Below are 16,991 nucleotides of genomic sequence, written 5' to 3'. Positions count from 1 at the left end.
ACGATTTCGAGGGGGCGCTGATGATTTGTTGACTGGATACTCCCTATTAAGAGTGTGATGAATTTGTGGTGGCGCGCCACAACCTACAGTCCGTGGACGGCCTCTGACGGATTCAAGGCTAGTAGGTCATCTTGCCCGGGATGTGTGCAGAAAGCGGCGCGACAGTTTCAGGCGCTCCCGCCCCCATGCCGGCCATGCCGCCCTTGGCCGGCATGGCCAGGGGGCCGAGCGTGTCAAGGAAGGCAGCCACGTTGGAGTCGCGGCGATAGACTGAGAAGTCGACCTCGCGGTCGCGAAAACTCTTCAAGGGCTGGCCCAGGCCATTGACCCCGGTCTCGCGCTGACGACGGACCCGTGCGAAATCGATTTCGGCGGGCAGTGTTTCCGAGGCGCCTGCCGCCTGTGCAAGTACCGTCCCCGACGGATCGACAATGCAGGACCGACCGATGCCGCCTGCGGCCAATCCGTTGATGTCGAATACATAGCACTGGAACTGCACAGCGGTTGCGCGAGCGATGGCAAGCTCAACGTCACGATCAATGGTGCCGGTCAGCACCGGATGCAGCAGCACTTCGGCACCCATGGCGGTGAGGGTGCGCGTGGTTTCCGGCAACCAGATGTCATAGCAAATCGACAGACCGAAGCGGCCGACCGATGGCACATCGAAAACGCAGAATTCCTTGCCGGCGGTAACGTCTGCTTCGTACGGGCGGAATGGAAACATCTTGCGGTAACGGGTAACGACCGTGCCCGTCGGATCGATCACGGATGCCGTGTTGTAAAGCGCACCATCCGCGCCGCGTTCAAAAACCGAACCGGTGATCAGCCACACGCCATGTTTGGCGGCAGCGGCCTGCAATGCTTCTTCTTCCGGGCCCGGCAATGCCACCGGGTGGTTGGGCACTGGTCCGCACATGGCCAGCTCACTGAACACGATCATCTGGGTCCAGGGGAATCGCAGCATCACCAGATCCATCCGATGGAGCATGGCAACGAGATTGCTGGTCATGGCCGGCACGTGCATCTGGACGCCGGCAATAGCAAAGGGGACGCTCATGGAGTTCCTTCTTGTAGTAGATCCCGCTCGGGAAGCAGGGAACGAGGGGATCGGCCAGTCGCGTCAAATGGAAGCACAACGATCTAAAGATCAGCGGCGCAGAGTTAGGCCGCCGTGATGGCAATCCATCAACAGGGCCAAATCACTTTCGGCGCTTGGCCGGTGGAATGTTGAATGGGCGGGGAGCCCTCACCGCAAGATGCCCTTGGCCGTACGTGCGGCCGGACACTGCGGGATCGAAATTAAGCTTTATTAAAGCTTAAGATTCTTAAGTATTTGAATAGTATAGCATATTATTCAAATCCTGTCCAAGAAAAACCTTTCGGAAAAGAGAATAAAGAAGGGGGGGAGGGCAACAGAAGCTCGGGTCAGCAAGTCACTGCGGCTGCTCGAACTCATCCTCTGCCAATGCCAGGAACGCCCAGAACGGAACCTCGCGCTGTGCCCAGTCGGTGGCGGCTTCCTGCAGGATATCCAGCAGGGTGTCGAAGCTGGCTTCGTCGGCATTACGCAAGTCGCTGGCATCGTCGAACAGCAATGCATAGCCCGCTGCAGGCAGCCAGGCCATGTCGCGCAGCTGGTCGCTGAGTGCATCCCAGTTGCGGCCGCTGCCGGTCGGGGTGTCGAGCGCGCTGGACATGCGCAGCAGCAAGGTCGCCTTGGTCTTGCAACCACGCAGGTCGATGCTGCGTGCCAACAGGCCGGCATCGCGCGCGGCCATGCCAATGGTGCGCAGATCTTCATTGGTGGCGAAGTACACACCGGCTTGGCCAGGGTCGTCCAGGCCAAGGTCGAACCCGGATTCACTCATCGCAATGCTCCGCTGGCCGTGCCTGGGTCGAAGGCGCGGAAGCTGTCGTAGTGGTCACTGGTGTAGTACCAGACTTGTGGTGGATTGCCGCCGGTGATGATTCGGCGCGTGCCGCGATGCGACAGGCCTGGCGTGTCGACGGTGTATTCGTGGTACCAGCCACGCGGATTGCGTGGAAGGTGGCCTTCGCGGTTGCCGAACACGCTGCCATCCTGACGATGCGGGAAAGGGCCGCCGCGCTGGATGAGTGCAATGGTGTTGCGTGCCTCGGCGGGCAGGAAGCCCGGCAAGCGTGCATCGGGCAGGGATTGCGCAGCCGATGGAGTGGGGAATTCGACCGGCGCTGGCACGCGGGTTGGTGCTGGAGTACTTGCGACCGGCGATATCTGCCGTGGCGCCGTGTCATGCGGCCAGTATTGCCATGCCAGCAGCAATGCGATGGCAAGCAGCCACCAGGCCCAGTGGATGCGCGGGTTGTTCGACTTGGGCATCGCTCAGTCGCTGCGGATATCGAACGGCGGGTGCTGGTTGAGATTACCGTCGGCTTCAAGGATGGCGAAGGTATTGCGGTCGCCATCGAACACCACCGGGATCGACGGCTGGAACATCGGGCGACGTACGAACTTGAGTTGCCAGCCAAAGCGCTCCAGGTCGCCCAGGGTTTCCAGCTGGGCCGCATTCAAGTCGGTGCGAAGTTCGTGCTTGCTGCGCTCGGCGTCCTTGCGGCGTTCATCGGTCATCGCGGGCTCCTGTGCGGCAGTCGGGTTGGGCGTGCAGAATGGCGCTGTCCCAAAATGCATGCAAGCCCATGACCCAGGATCCTCGCATCGACGCCTACATCGAACGCGCCGCGCCGTTCGCCCAGCCGATCCTGAGCCAGTTGCGCGAGGCCGTGCATGCGGCATGTCCGCAGGTCGAGGAATCGATCCGCTGGAGCATGCCCAGCTTCAGCCACGCCGGCGGCATCGTGTGCCAGATGGCGGCATTCAAGCAGCACGCGTCGTTCGGCTACTGGAAGCATGCGCTGGTGATGGGCGAGGGCGTCGAGCGCGACGGCATGGGCAGCTACGGCAAGATGACCTCGATCAAGGACATCCCGTCGAAGAAGCAATTGCACGCCGATATCCGCAAGGCCGTGAAGCTCAATGAGGACGGCGTCAAGGCGCCTGCCGCGCGTAAGTCGGCAGCGAAGCCCGCGCCGGAAGTCCCTGGCGAACTCGCCGCTGCATTGAAGAAGAACAAGGTGGCGAAGGCGACTTTCGATGCGTTTCCGCCCGGCTGCAGGCGCGAGTACATCGAGTGGATCACCGAAGCCAAGCGCGAAGAAACCCGCACCAAGCGTATCGCGCAAACCATAGAGTGGCTGGCTGAAGGGAAGCGTCGCAACTGGAAGTACGAAAACTGCTGAGCGCTGCGGGCGATCCAACCAACGGCGGCGCCTACCGCCAAGCGTTCGCTACGCGGCTCGAAATGCCGCTACGCGAGCGCTCGGCGGTCTCGCCGCCTGCCAGGCATCTAGTACACCGTATCGGTACGCATGACCGGATAGCGGTTGGTGCCGTTGTCCCAGGCCGGATGGCGGCGATAGAAGAAATCCAGCCGTGCGGACGGATCCTTGGCGAAGTCGGCATCGTCGCGAAGCTTCTTTTCAAACGCAGCCTTCAACGCCGGATCGTGCGCCATCATCAAGCGCGCCTGTTCCTCGGCGACGTACGGTTCCATGTATTCCTTCTGTTCGAACGCATTGTTGAAGTCGCCCCAGGCCGCCATTGAGTCCGGCGCTTGCGGCTCCAGGACGTTGATCACCAAGCGAGATTTATCCTGCGCGATCGGCACGTATAGCGAACCTGCGGCGATGTCGGCAGTGCTGTTGCGCCATTCACCCTTGAGGCTCACGCGCTGATGGCCTTCGACCGAATTCGGCGCGAACTTCGCGCTGTCTGCAACGAATACCTGTGCCTGCATGCCGCGGGTCGCATTGATGAGCACGCGGAAGTCGATTCCGTGAATCAACAACTGCTTCGCTACGGCGACGGCGTATTGCTGCGGGACCAGGTAACCGCCCTTGGGTGCGGTGATGATCACGTTTGGCACGATCTCGTCGCGCAGCGGCAGCTTCCATACCTGCGGCGTGGTTTCGTCGTAGTGGGTCATCAGCGTGCCGGATACATCCGATGGCGTGCGCGTATAGGCATAGCCGAGGAAATCAATCATGCGCACCTTGTCGGTGGCCTTGTAATCCAGCGGCACCGGCTGCCCTCCCAGCTTGCGTGCATGCTGGTCGGCATCATGCGCCAGGGCCTGCCATTGGCTGGCGTTGGCGGCGGTCAGTTCCAGCGCATCCAGCACGGCGTTGTAGGTCGTGCGCACGCGATGCGCGTAGTTCTTCCAAGAATGGGTTTCGACCAGGATGCCGAGGCGGTTGCGCAGCACGTAATAGCCATCGGAGAAACGCGGCGTGTTGACGCCATGCACGAAGCCCGAGGTCGGGTCGTCGTAGGTCGCCAAGCTGGGATAGAACGCCACCGGCAACGAACCCTGCGTGGACAATTTCGCCACCATTCCATCGCGCAGCGCGCGCCCGGCTGTTCGTAGCGCTTCATCGCCGGAGTTGGTGGGCTCGCCGGTGATCGACACATCGTGCTGGAACTTGGCGCCGTCGGTGACGTGCAGGTCGAGTTCCACCAGCGGATCCCACGCGTTGACCAAGCCGAGCAGGGCCTGCATCTCGGGCGTATCGGCCTTCACGTAATCGCGGTTGAGGTTGTAGCGCTGGCCGGTGACGCGAAAGCCCATCTGCTCCGGGCCGCGCTGGTTGGGGCGGTTCCACGCGCGGAAGTTCTCGTGGCCATCAACGTTGAACACCGGCACGAACAGCAGCACTGTCTTGTCCAGCACGCCTTTGCCGACCTTGCCTTCCAGCAGGTCGCGGATCAGCCAGAACCCGGCGTCCTTGCCGTCGATCTCGCCGGCATGGATGCCGCCCTGCGCAAGCACTACCGGCAGCCCTTTCGCTCGTGCGGTCTTGGCATCCAGCGCGCCGCTGGTCGACACCGCCATCGCCTTCATCGGCCGGCCTTCGGGCGTGGTGCCGAAATCGAAGCAACGCACCGATGCCGGGTAGGCCTTGGCGAATGCATCGCACAGTGCGATGACCTCATCGTAACGACCGGTAATGGTGAAGCCGGAGCGCTCGGAGACCGTGCTGAGTGGGGTATCGGCCGCAGTGGCGCCGAACGAACAGGCGAGCAGGGCGGCAAGCAGCAGGGTACGACGCATGGGTGGTCTCCGGGTTGGACGGTGGTAAAGCGTGGCGATTCCGAACGGTTGATGTTAACCGCGCAGCGGTTGCGCCGGGACTGACTTTTGTCATGAATGCGAATGTGGGACTGCATGCGAGAATCCGCAATCGCCCAGCCTCAGGACCCGCCATGACTACGACCCTGTATTACGCCCCCGGCGCAGCCAGCTTGCTGGTGCATTGGTTGCTGATCGAAACCGGCGAGCCTCACCAGCTGCACCTGGTCGATACCGCGGCCAAGGCGCAGAAGACGCCCGAATACCTGGCACTGAACCCGAATGGCGTGGTGCCGACGCTGGTCATCGATGGCACGCCACATTACGAGGCCGCCGCGATGGCGATGTTGTTGGCCGAGCGTCACCCGCAGGTCAACCTCGCCCCTGCGTTCGATGATCCGCGCCGCGCCGACTACCTGCAATGGATGTTCAACCTGGCCAATATGGTGCAGCCGTTGTTCCGGCAGTGGTGGTATCCGCATGAGCCGGCCGGCGATGCAAATGTCGATGCCGTGCGCACGGAATGTGCCACGCGTGTCGGGGTGCAGTGGCAGCGCATCGAGAACCATCTGGCTGCGCATGGGCCGTACATGCTTGGAGAAGCTCCAACCATTGCCGACTTCTACCTGACCATGTTGATGCGTTGGTCGCGTGGCATGCCGAAACCTGCGACCGAATGGCCACATCTGGCCGCGTTGGCGCAGCGGATGAAGGCACGTCCATCGTTCACTGAACTGTATCGGCGTGAAGGCCTGACTGAATGGGCATGAGTGTACGGATGTGATGCGACAATCGCCGCAGGCCGCGCGAACACACGGCACGGCATCGGTTAGGCTTGTGATTCCGCAACGCCTGAGCCGCGCATGACCCAGACCGCCATCGCACCGGACCCGAACGCGCGCCTGCCACGGCAGATCCCGTACATCATCGGCAACGAAGCCTGTGAGCGATTCAGCTTCTACGGGATGCGCAACATCCTGGTGCAGTTCCTGGTCAGTAGCGTGATCCTGGCCTACATCCCCGAGGGCCAGCGCGAAGGCGCGGCCAAGGATGTATTCCACAGCTTCGTGATTGGCGTGTACTTCTTCCCGTTGCTCGGTGGCTGGCTGTCGGATCGCTTCTTCGGCAAGTACAACACCGTGCTGTGGTTCTCGCTGATCTACTGCGCCGGCCACGCCTGCCTGGCGATGTTCGAAGACAACCGCAATGGGTTCTATACCGGGCTGTTCCTGATCGCGCTGGGCTCGGGCGGGATCAAGCCACTGGTAGTCAGCTTTTGCGGCGATCAGTTCACCACCGCAAACAAGCACCTCGCGAAGATCGTGTTCGATGCGTTCTACTGGACGATCAATTTCGGCAGCTTCTTCGCATCCCTGCTGATGCCGCTGTTCCTGCGCAACCTTGGGCCGTCGGTGGCATTCGGTGTTCCCGGCGTGCTGATGCTGATCGCGACCATCATTTTCTGGCTGGGCCGTGGCAAATATATCCGCGTACCACCGAGCCGCGGCGAAGACCCGGATTCCTTCTACAACGTTGCCCGTACCGCACTGACCACGCAGGTGCCGGGGCAGGGGCGCGGCGGTTTGCTGATGGCTGGCTTTGGTGTCGCGCTGGCGCTGTTCATGCTCGGAAGCTGGGCGCTGCATGCCTGGTTCGGTGTGGAGGTGTCGTATTGGCCTGAAGGCTTCCATTTCGTGATCACCGCGTGCCTGGCGTTGGGTGCGTTGATTGCGTTCGGCGGCATGGGCGTATCGATGCAGCTTGATCGCGCGCGTGGGCGGCATCCCGATGCTGCGGTGGACAGCGTGCGTGCGGTGCTTCGCATCCTGATCGTATTCGCGCTGACCACGCCGTTCTGGTCGCTGTTCGACCAGAAGGCCAGCACCTGGGTGATCCAGGGCAAGTCGATGATGGTGCCGCACGAGTTGTGGTGGTGGCCGAGTTGGCTGGTCAAGGAGGCCAGCCAGATGCAGGCGCTCAATCCTCTGCTGATAATGGTGATGATCCCGTTCAACAACCTGGTGCTGTACCCGGCGCTGCGACGCATGGGCTGGGAGCCCACGGCACTGCGGCGGATGGGCTGGGGCATCGTGTTCGCTGGAATCGCCTGGATCTTTGCTGGCTTCATCCAGTTGCAGATCGACAGTGGCGCATCGACATCGCTTGCGTTGCAGACCTGGCCCTATCTGCTGCTGACATTCGGCGAGGTATTGGTGTCGGCTACCGCGCTGGAGTTCGCCTACAGCCAGGCCACGCAGTCGATGAAGGGCGTGATCATGGCGTTCTGGTACTTGGCCAGCACCTTCGGCAGCTTGTGGGTGCTGCTGTCCAATGTCGCCGTGCGCAATGACGTGATAACGGCACGGATCGCCAACACCGGCTATAGCGAGCACGCGTTCCTGATGTTCTTCTTCGCGGTATTCGCGTTCGTGGCAGCGCTTGCATTCGCGTTGTATGCCCGCAGCTATCCGATGCAGGACAACTACCGTGCCGTCTGATCGCGCTGGAGCCGCTGCATGAATCTGTCCGCTACCCTGGTCATCGTCGCCATCACCGTTTTGGTGTCATGGCGCGGTTTCAATGATCGTGCCTTGCTGGAGCGCCTGATCCTGTGGCCGCCGGCGGTCGAGCGGCGCAAACAATACGACCGTCTGCTGGGTTATGGCTTCGTGCATGCCGACTGGATGCACCTGCTGTTCAACATGATCACGTTGTATTCGTTCGGTGCCGCAGTGGAACGCATCTTCACCCAGTGGATCGGTGTGGTGGGTTTCGTGCTTTTCTACCTGTCGGCCATTGTCATTTCGATCCTTCCGACCTATATCGCCCATCGCCGCGATCCGAATTATCGCAGCCTGGGCGCATCCGGTGGGGTGTCGGCAGTGCTGTTTGCCTTCATCCTGTTTGATCCATGGTCGACGTTGATCATCTTTCCAATCCCGATCCCGATCCCGGCCTTCATCTTTGCCTTCCTGTATGTCGGCTACAGCATCTGGATGGATCACCGCGGGCGCGACAACGTCAACCACAGCGCGCACCTCTGGGGTGCGGCATACGGTGTGCTGTTCACCTTGCTGATGGAGCCGCGGGTGTTCACCCACTTCATGCAGACCTTGTTGCATCCTTCCTCAAACTGATACGAGATCAGCCATGGACAATCCTATCCAGCACGACCCGAAGACCCTCCGCTTCAATACCGTCGTCGATGATGTGACCGGCTACGTGGAATACGAGCTGGCGGAAGAGGTCATGACCCTTACCCACACCATCGTGCCGTCTGCGATCGGCGGGCGAGGTATTGCCGGTGCGTTGGTGAAGGCTTCGCTTGACCATGCGCGCGCGCAAGGATGGAAGGTCGTGCCGCAATGTTCCTATGCCGATACCTGGATGCGCAGGCATCCGGATTACGAGGGCTTGCGGGCCTGATCCAGGCTGTTTGCACGAAGCAATGGCACAATGTTGCCCAGGAATCTGACACTCCAGGGAACGGACATGGGTGAACTTTTATTGGCGGGCGTATTGGCGCTGCTTGCAGCAGGCTCGGCTACGGCCAGCGAGCCGGAGTTGCCTCCGATCCCGGAGAAGTCAGCGGCAGAGCTGTTCAAGGATGTGCCGGCGCCATGGCGTGATTACCTGATCCAGGCGCGTGGGGCCGAGCGGATTGCTGATCCGCTACAGCGCTGCCTGGCGTATCCGGATTTGCCGGGCAATCAATGGCCGAAGGGCCATGTCGAGGCGCATTGCAAGGATCATCAGGTCGTTGCGATGTTGATGGCGGATGCGCAACGGCGCCTGCAGGAAGGCAAGCTGGCCGAACTGGATGCCTACATCGCAGGCGCCATGGTCCGCCATGCGAAAGCAACCGAGTCCAGCGAGGAGATCCACTACTTCTTCCAGCAGTTCTTGAGCGAGACGGCGGATGCCTTTACTGCGGACTGGTTGCGGGCTGTGCCTGACAGCGCCTATGCATTGACTGCACGTGCGCTGTACTACTCAGGTGCGGCTGAACGTGTGCGGGGCACTAAATTTTCATCGGAAACGCCGCGCGAGGACCTTCGCAGGATGACCCAGCTCTACGACTTGGCGACTCCACTGTTCCGCAAGGCCATCGCATCCAAACCGGATTTCCTACCTGCCTGGAACGGCATGCTGTCGGCTGCCTTCCGCGATTCGCGTGCGGAACTCGAGGCAGAGGCATTCGCTGCTGCCAATGCGATTGATCCGGGTTGCCAGGATCTCGTCGACATCCGGATGCAGTCCTTGCAACCGCGTTGGGGTGGTTCCTACGAGGCCATGCTGGCGTATGCCGAGCAACTCAAGCCGTTGCTGGGCAAGCGCCCCCTCCTGGCCCGAGAGATTGCCGAGCCATATGCGGATCGAGGTAGTTGGTTGATTACCAGCGAGGAGATGACTAGTGAGGCCGCTGATGTTCTGAATGTTGCTCTTCGCATCGGGTCCAATGACGATGCTTTGCACAATGCCGCCAACGTCGCATTCAACGCGAAGGATGGAAGTGCCGACGAGTGGAAGGCATTGGCATACCTGCTGCAGGAAGCACGCTTCCGGGATGGCGGTCTTTGGGCGAACGTCAACATCGCACGCATGCTTGTCCGCCGTGATCCTGCCTTGGCAGTGAAATATGCGACGCGTGCCGTCGCAAATGATCCGGAAGACGCCGCAGCCCGCTATTACCTTGCAGCGAGCAACTACAATGCAAAGCGCTTCGAAGAGGCGGAAAAGAACTACCTGCTGGCAGCGAAGGACAAGGACCGGCGACAGGCATCGCTGCGGGAACTGGTCACGATGTGGATGTTCGCTGCCGGCCTGGAACCAAGGATTGGCAGCGCCAAGGCCAAGCCTTACCTCGATCAACTGATACGTGAATATCCGGAAGATGGGCGCGCGAGGATTTACAGGATCCAGAGCGAGGGTGCGCTGACCAGGCGTGTTTCGAACGAACTCATCCAAGACTTCGAGAAACGCATGGATCCGAAGGATCCTGTGCAGGTGAGGTTCCAGAAACAATTTGCCGAAGTGATCAAGAATGGAATCAAGCCGTCGCCGGCATCCAAGACGAAATAGCGCGCTGAACCAATCCCGGACGCGTAGAATGCGCGCCCATGCGTCTCAACAAGCACATTTCCGATGCCGGGTTCTGCTCCCGCCGTGAAGCCGACCGCCTGATCGCCGAAGGACGGGTCACCGTGAACGGCGTGCAGGCGCGTATTGGCGCCGAACTCGGCGAAGTCGACAAGGTTCACATCGATGACAAACCTTTGGTGGCGCGTACCGCGGCCAAGGGCCAGCGCCGGCATATCTACATCGCGCTGAACAAGCCGGTTGGGGTAACCAGCACCACCGAATCCACGGTCAAGCACAACATTGTCGATTGCGTGGGCCACGAGCAGCGCATTTTCCCGATTGGCCGCTTGGACAAGGAGTCGGAAGGCTTGATCCTGCTGACCAGCAATGGCGACATCGTCAACCAGATCCTGCGTGCCGAGCACAAGCTGGAGAAGGAGTACCTGGCCGAGATAAATCACGCGGTCACCGACGACTTCTTGCGCGGCATGGCCCGGGGCGGGGTACCGATCCATGGTGAACGCACCTTGCCGTGCAAGACCGGCAAGCTTGGCGCAGTGGGCTTCCGGATCGTGCTGGTACAAGGCTTGAACCGGCAGATCCGGCTGATGGCGGCGCATTTCGGGCATCGAGTGAAGCACCTGTTGCGGGTGCGGATCGGCAACGTCAAGTTGGGCCATCTCAAGCCGGGCCAGTGGCGGAACCTCACCGACGCCGAATTGCGCGGTTTGCTGCCCGGACATACCGACTGGTAGCCGGCTGGAGTCCCCGGAAAGTGACCGATTGGGTGTCAGTAAAAATATTTGCCCCCATTCACACTTGTGCCTGAAAACAAGGTATCGTGCGCCCACTGTTTCAAGCGGGATCACGGTACATCGTGACCCGATGCGGTAGATCCATGTGATCCGCTACATCGTGTGCGTTACCCCTTGCTCGACAGTCTCGGTTCGTTTCGGCGAAACGTGTCAACAATTCATACTGTTCTAAGGAGTAACAAAACATGTCGGATCGTCAGACTGGTACCGTCAAGTGGTTCAATGACGCCAAGGGCTTCGGCTTCATCACCCCGGAAAGCGGCCCGGACGTATTCGTCCACTTCCGCTCGATCCAGGGCACCGGCTTCAAGTCCTTGCAGGAAGGCCAGAAGGTCTCCTTCAAGGTCGTGCAGGGCCAGAAGGGCCTGCAGGCCGATGAAGTCCAGGCTGACTAAGGTCGCTTGAACTGCATCAGGAAAAGCCCGGCTTCGGCCGGGCTTTTTCGTTGTGGCGCACCAACTTGCAACGGCAAGTTCTCACATCGCCTTCAACGGCCGGCCACTAGACTGCTTCACGTTTCCCCGTATATCCCCCATGTCTCCAGATCCATCAGCCATGCGCATGTCCCGTTGCCCGCTTTTCTTCGTGTCCCTGTTGCTTCTGGCCTTGTTGCCAGGCTGTGACCGCGGACCCAACCTGACCATGCCGGCTGTGCAGGCGCCGGTTGCACCGGTAGAAGCGCCTCCTGCAGCCGTGTCGCTGGAGGACGTGGTGGAAACCAAGCCGGACTACATCATCGGCATCAGTTTTCCGCAATCCGCCGCCAAATATCCGGGACTCGCGCAGGCATTGAAGACCTACGCCGATGCAGCGAAGTCTGAACTCATGCAGGCAGTGGCTGGCTTGCAGGGAAAAAAGCCGACGGCGCCCTACGACCTGAGCCTGTCATTCACTGGTTTGGTCGACACGCCCGAGGTGATGGCAGTGGCGGCGGATGGCAGCAGCTATACCGGCGGTGACCATGGCAATCCGTTGGTGGCGCGCTTTGTCTGGTTGCCGAAGACCCAGAAGATGCTTACCGCGCAAGCTTTATTTCCCGCTGCAAACGCATGGCAGGTAATTTCCGATGCCAGCCGCGAACAGCTGGCTACCAAGCTGTCCCAGCGCCTGGATGCCGATGAGCTGGAGGGCGCCGAACGTGCGCAACGACTTCAGAACAGCAGCAGGATGATCGATGACGGAACCTCACCCAAGGCGGAAAATTTCGCCCAGTTCGAACCGGTGATGGATGTCGGTGGGCGCATCCGTGCGCTACGTTTCGTGTTCCCGCCCTATCAGGTCGGGCCGTATGTTGATGGCACCCGGACCGTGGACATTCCGGCCCGGATGTTGTTGCCGATCGTCGCTCCGGAGTACAAGACATTGTTCATCGGCGGTTGAGTGCCTGTCCTTGCGATCAGGCAGTTGCCTGCTGGTCGTCGCAGCCGGTGAGACACTAACCTGCCAGCGTTGAAGGATGCAGGGCGCAAGCGCACAGATCAGGCTGGATTTCGATGCGCAACGTGTTCATTCACGTGCTGGCGCAGCGGCGGATAATGCCGCCATGGCCGTGCATCCCGCGCTTGATCTGTTTCATCCCGCCGTCAGTGCCTGGTTTGCGCGCAGCTTTCCTGCACCCACCGAGGCCCAGCTGGCGGCGTGGCCGGCGATAGCCAGCGGCAGCGATACTTTGGTGGCGGCGCCTACGGGTTCTGGCAAAACCCTCACTGCGTTCCTGACTGCGATCGATGCGCTCGTGCGCGAAGGACTGTCATACGGCCTGGCGGACACAACCTTGGTGCTGTACGTCTCGCCGCTGAAGGCGCTGTCGAACGACATCCACCTGAACCTGGAAGCGCCTTTGGCTGGCATCCGCGAACAGCTGGCCGCGCAGGGGCTGCCGGATGTCGAGATCCGCACCGCGGTGCGCACCGGCGATACCCCGCAGGCGCAGCGCGCGGCAATGCGCAAGCGGCCACCGCACATCCTGGTGACTACGCCGGAATCGCTGTACGTGTTGCTGGGTTCCGACTCCGGGCGCGCGATGCTGTCCGGCGTGCGTAACGTGATCGTCGATGAAATCCATGCGCTGGTGCAGAGCAAGCGCGGTAGTCATCTGGCGTTGTCGCTGGAGCGGCTGGATGCATTGAGTGGGCGGCGGGCGACGCGGATCGGCTTGTCTGCGACGCAGAAGCCGATCGATGAGGTGGCTAAATTTCTGACGGGAGGCAACAACGACTGCACCATCGTAGACATCGGACATGCGCGTGTGCGCGACTTGGCGCTGGAACTACCGCCGGTGCCGCTGCAGCCGGTGATGTCCAACGCGCAATGGGACCTGCTGTACGAACGCGTCGCGCAATTGGTGGAACAGCACGCGACCACGCTTGTATTCGTCAACACCCGACGCATGGCGGAACGCGCCGCGCGGCATCTCGGCGAACTGCTTGGCAAGGAACACGTGGCCGCACACCACGGCAGCCTGGCCAAGGAACTGCGGCTGGATGCCGAACAACGGCTCAAGGCAGGCCAGCTGAAGGTGCTGGTCGCCACCGCGTCGCTGGAACTGGGCATCGATATCGGCGACATCGACCTGGTCTGCCAGATCGGCTCGCCACGTTCGATCGCCGCGTTCCTGCAACGTGTCGGCCGTGCTGGCCACCAGGTTGGCGGCGTGCCAAAGGGCCGGTTGTTCCCGACTTCGCGCGATGAATTGCTCGAATGCGCGGCATTGCTGGACAGCGTGCGCCGCGGCGAACTGGATGCGTTGATCATGCCGCCGGCGCCGCTGGATGTTCTCGCGCAGCAGATCGTGGCCGAGGTGGCGTCCCGCGAGTGGGACGAGGACGCGCTGTTCGAGTTGGTGAAACGCGCTTGGCCGTATGCCGCGCTCAGCCGCAAGGACTACGACGACGTGCTGCGGATGCTGGCCGAAGGCTTCACCACCCGCCGAGGTCCGCGTTCGGCGTACCTGCATCGTGATGCCGTGCATCGCAAGCTGCGCGGACGCAAGGGTGCACGGCTGACCGCCACACTTTCCGGCGGCACGATTCCCGACACCGCTGATTACCAGGTCGTGCTGGAACCGCAGGCCATCACCATTGGCACGATCAACGAAGACTTCGCGATCGAGTCGATTGCCGGCGACATCTTCCAGCTCGGCAATGCCAGCTATCGGATCCTGCGCGTGGAAGCAGGGCGGGTGCGGGTCGAGGACGCGCAGGGCATGCCGCCGAGTATCCCGTTCTGGCTGGGCGAGGCACCCGGCCGCAGCATCGAGCTGTCGGCCAGCGTGTCGCGGTTGCGCGAAATCCTGCAGGCACAGCTGGAGCAGGGCGGCGAGACCGGCGCGAAACATTGGTTGCTCGCCGAGCTTGCACTGGGCGAATCTGCCGCCGCGCAGATCGCCGAATACGTGGCCGCGCAGTTCGCCGGTTTCGGCATGCTACCCAGCCAGTCCAAGATCGCGCTGGAACGCTTCTTCGACGAATCCGGCGGCACCCAGCTGGTGATCCATTCACCGTATGGCAGCCGCATCAACAAGGCGTGGGGGCTGGCGCTGCGCAAGCGCTTCTGCCGCAAGTTCAATTTCGAACTGCAGGCTGCGGCGACCGAGGACGCGATCATCCTGTCGCTGTCGACCAGCCATTCGTTCCCGTTGATCGAGGTGATGAGCTATCTGCATTCGAACAGTGCCGAACAGGTGTTGGTGCAGGCGTTGCTGGATGCGCCTCTGTTCCCGGCGCGCTTCCGCTGGAACGCGACCACCGCGCTGGCGTTGCCGCGCTTCATTGGCGGCAAGAAAGTCGCGCCGCAACTACAGCGGATGAAGTCCGAAGACCTGATGGCCACCGTGTTCCCCGACCAGGTCGCGTGTCTTGAAAATATCGTCGGTGAGCGCGAGGTACCTGACCATCCGCTGGTCGCGCAGACCATGCACGACTGCCTGCGCGAGGCGATGGACGTCGATGGTTGGCTGGCGTTGTTGCATGGGTTGGAAAACGGAGATGTCGAAGTCGTCGCGCGCGACCTCACCGGGCCGTCGCCGTTTACCGCGGAAATCCTGAGCGCGCGGCCGTATTCGTTCCTTGACGATGCGCCGCTGGAAGAACGTCGCACCCGTGCAGTGCAGGCTCGTGGCTTTGGCGGAGTGGAGCAGGCCGAGGATCTCGGCAGGCTGGATCCAGGTGCGATCGAGGCCGCGCGCGAGGACGCCTGGCCGCAAGCCGGCAATGTCGACGAGATGCATGAAGCGCTAATGGGTGTGGGTGTTTTCACCCAGGGCGAGGCTGAGGCTTCGGGCTGGAGTGACCTCTTGCAGATGCTGGCGAAAGACCAGCGCACGACCATGCTTCGGGTTGATGGAAATGATTTGTGGGTTACCGCCGAGCGCCTGCCGCAGTTGCAGGCTGTGCATCCCGATGCGTCGATGCAGCCGGTGATCGATGTGCCTGCGACCTACGCACAATCCTGGACGCGCGAGGACGCGTTGCGCGAACTGGTACGTGCACGGCTCGGTGCGATGGGGCCGGTAGTTGCGGTAGCCATCGCTGGCGCACTGGCCACGCCAGTGGCCGATGTCGAATTCGCCCTGCTTGCGCTCGAGCAGGAAGGCTATGTGATGCGTGGGCGTTTCAGTCCGGGCGCGCCGCAGGACGAGTGGTGCGAGCGCCACCTGCTGGCGCGCATCCATCGCAATACCCTTGGCAAGCTGCGTCGCGAGATCGAGCCGGTCGAAGTGCGCGATTACGTGCGCTTCCTCTGCGATTGGCAGCGAGTTTCGCCAAGCACGCGAGGCAGCGGACCGGATGCATTCGCGAGCGTGCTGACGCAACTGGAAGGCTTCGAGGCCGCTGCCGGCAGTTGGGAATCCGAAGTGCTGCCGGCGCGGATCAAGGACTATTCGATCGCCTGGTTGGATGACCTGTGCACGGCCGGCCGCATCGCCTGGACCCGCTTGCGCGCGGGTAGTGCATCGGGTGGCGGCAATAGCGGTGGCACATTGGTGCGCGCGGCACCGATCGTGCTGCTGCCGCGTCGTGAACTCGCGCGATGGACGCGGCTGGCGACAGGCAGTCGCGAGGACGACGCCACGGTGTCGTCGCGTGCGCAAATAGTTATCAGCTGCCTGCTTGAACACGGCGCGCTGTTCTTCGATGAGCTGACCGATGCAACCGGTTTGTTGCATAGCGAACTGGAAGATGCACTTGCCGAACTGGTCGCGCGTGGCCGCGTGAGTTGCGACAGCTATTCCGGCTTGCGTGCATTGCTGGTGCCGGCATCGAAACGCGCGTCGAGCTTCGGTCGACGCGGGCGCCGTGCATCACTGATGGGGATTGCCGATGCCGGGCGCTGGAGTACGGCCAGACGCATCGAAAGTGATGGCAAGACCGATCCGGAGATGCTGGAACATGTCGCATGTGTGCTGCTGCGCCGCTACGGCGTGGTCTGTTGGCGGTTGCTGGAACGCGAGGCGCCGTGGTTGCCGCCGTGGCGTGAGTTGCTGCACGTATACCAACGACTGGAAGCGCGTGGCGAATTGCGCGGCGGACGTTTCATCGCCGGCGTGGTCGGCGCGCAGTTCGCACTGCCGGAAGCGGTGGCGACGCTGCGTGCGGTGCGCAAGCGCGCACATGACGGCGTGATGATCGCGATATCTTCCAGCGATCCCTTGAACCTGCTCGGCGGAATCATCGCCGGCGAAAAAGTACCGCGACAGCCAGGCGCACGCCTGTTGTTGCGCGATGGTGTGCCGATTGCCTCGTTCGTGGCGGGCGAGATGCGCCCGCTGGTGGAACTATCGCCTGCGGACGAACAGGCGGCGCGCGGCGTGCTGGTGCGCGAGATATTGTCGCGTGATCCGACTTCACGAATTTCTTCTGGCGTAACGTCCGACCCGCTTGGCTTGCACACCTGTAGCCGCACATGAAAACGCCGCCTGTTGGCGGCG

General features: G+C 61.8%; 15 protein-coding genes. 10 read left to right on the top strand and 5 right to left on the bottom strand.

Annotated elements, in window-relative coordinates:
- Positions 1 to 118: 118 nt before the first annotated feature.
- The 4 genes from PSV05_RS10575 to PSV05_RS10560 form a co-directional block, all read right to left on the bottom strand.
- Positions 119 to 1,057 (bottom strand): carbon-nitrogen hydrolase family protein, encoded by a 939-nt coding sequence (locus PSV05_RS10575; RefSeq protein ID WP_300064893.1) that lies wholly within the window; start codon positions 1,055 to 1,057, stop codon positions 119 to 121.
- A 376-nt stretch (positions 1,058 to 1,433) separates the two neighbouring features.
- Entirely contained in the window at positions 1,434 to 1,868 is a 435-nt protein-coding gene (locus PSV05_RS10570) for a barstar family protein (RefSeq protein ID WP_300064891.1), read from the bottom strand.
- Positions 1,865 to 2,317 carry a ribonuclease domain-containing protein gene (locus PSV05_RS10565; RefSeq protein ID WP_300065478.1) on the bottom strand — a complete coding sequence of 151 codons (453 nt, stop codon included), beginning with the start codon at positions 2,315 to 2,317 and terminating at the stop codon, positions 1,865 to 1,867. The genes PSV05_RS10570 and PSV05_RS10565 overlap by 4 nt, the downstream gene beginning before the upstream one ends.
- 45 nt (positions 2,318 to 2,362) lie before the next feature.
- Positions 2,363 to 2,608 (bottom strand): hypothetical protein, encoded by a 246-nt coding sequence (locus PSV05_RS10560; RefSeq protein WP_300064890.1) that lies wholly within the window; start codon positions 2,606 to 2,608, stop codon positions 2,363 to 2,365.
- 68 nt (positions 2,609 to 2,676) lie between these two features.
- Here PSV05_RS10560 and PSV05_RS10555 point away from each other — a divergent pair, with 68 nt between their 5' ends.
- Positions 2,677 to 3,276: a YdeI/OmpD-associated family protein gene (locus tag PSV05_RS10555; protein WP_300064888.1), complete on the top strand. Its 600-nt coding sequence runs from the start codon at positions 2,677 to 2,679 to the stop codon at positions 3,274 to 3,276.
- A gap of 107 nt (positions 3,277 to 3,383) precedes the next feature.
- Here PSV05_RS10555 and PSV05_RS10550 read toward each other — a convergent pair whose 3' ends face one another.
- Positions 3,384 to 5,147, bottom strand: coding sequence for a M14 family metallopeptidase (locus PSV05_RS10550; RefSeq protein ID WP_300064886.1), 1,764 nt, complete (start codon positions 5,145 to 5,147; stop codon positions 3,384 to 3,386).
- A gap of 152 nt (positions 5,148 to 5,299) precedes the next feature.
- On the opposite strand from PSV05_RS10550, the gene PSV05_RS10545 reads away from it, so the two are divergent.
- The 9 genes from PSV05_RS10545 (at position 5,300) to PSV05_RS10505 (ending at position 16,970) form a co-directional block, all read left to right on the top strand.
- Complete coding sequence (locus PSV05_RS10545; RefSeq protein ID WP_300064885.1) at positions 5,300 to 5,935, top strand: glutathione S-transferase; 636 nt, start codon at positions 5,300 to 5,302, stop codon at positions 5,933 to 5,935.
- Between the two features lie 93 nt (positions 5,936 to 6,028).
- Positions 6,029 to 7,663 carry an oligopeptide:H+ symporter gene (locus PSV05_RS10540; RefSeq protein ID WP_300064883.1) on the top strand — a complete coding sequence of 545 codons (1,635 nt, stop codon included), beginning with the start codon at positions 6,029 to 6,031 and terminating at the stop codon, positions 7,661 to 7,663.
- 18 nt (positions 7,664 to 7,681) lie between these two features.
- Positions 7,682 to 8,302 (top strand): rhomboid family intramembrane serine protease, encoded by a 621-nt coding sequence (locus tag PSV05_RS10535; RefSeq protein ID WP_300064881.1) that lies wholly within the window; start codon positions 7,682 to 7,684, stop codon positions 8,300 to 8,302.
- A gap of 13 nt (positions 8,303 to 8,315) precedes the next feature.
- Positions 8,316 to 8,591, top strand: a complete 276-nt coding sequence (locus PSV05_RS10530; protein WP_300064879.1) for a GNAT family N-acetyltransferase — start codon at positions 8,316 to 8,318, stop codon at positions 8,589 to 8,591.
- 66 nt (positions 8,592 to 8,657) lie between these two features.
- On the top strand, positions 8,658 to 10,247 hold the full coding sequence (locus PSV05_RS10525) for a hypothetical protein (protein WP_300064877.1): 1,590 nt from the start codon (positions 8,658 to 8,660) through the stop codon (positions 10,245 to 10,247).
- Between the two features lie 38 nt (positions 10,248 to 10,285).
- On the top strand, positions 10,286 to 11,002 hold the full coding sequence (locus PSV05_RS10520; RefSeq protein ID WP_300064875.1) for a pseudouridine synthase: 717 nt from the start codon (positions 10,286 to 10,288) through the stop codon (positions 11,000 to 11,002).
- A gap of 245 nt (positions 11,003 to 11,247) precedes the next feature.
- A complete protein-coding gene (locus PSV05_RS10515; RefSeq protein ID WP_300064873.1) occupies positions 11,248 to 11,457 on the top strand; it encodes a cold-shock protein in 210 nt (69 codons plus the stop codon).
- 190 nt (positions 11,458 to 11,647) lie between these two features.
- Positions 11,648 to 12,442: a DUF3298 and DUF4163 domain-containing protein gene (locus tag PSV05_RS10510; RefSeq protein WP_300064871.1), complete on the top strand. Its 795-nt coding sequence runs from the start codon at positions 11,648 to 11,650 to the stop codon at positions 12,440 to 12,442.
- A gap of 163 nt (positions 12,443 to 12,605) precedes the next feature.
- Entirely contained in the window at positions 12,606 to 16,970 is a 4,365-nt protein-coding gene (locus tag PSV05_RS10505; protein WP_300064869.1) for a DEAD/DEAH box helicase, read from the top strand.
- Positions 16,971 to 16,991 lie beyond the last annotated feature (21 nt).

The organism is Thermomonas sp. (genome assembly GCF_029945965.1).
Lineage (GTDB): Bacteria > Pseudomonadota > Gammaproteobacteria > Xanthomonadales > Xanthomonadaceae > Thermomonas.
Note: the sequence above shows the minus strand (reverse complement) of the source record. Positions and strands in the feature narration are given on the sequence as shown.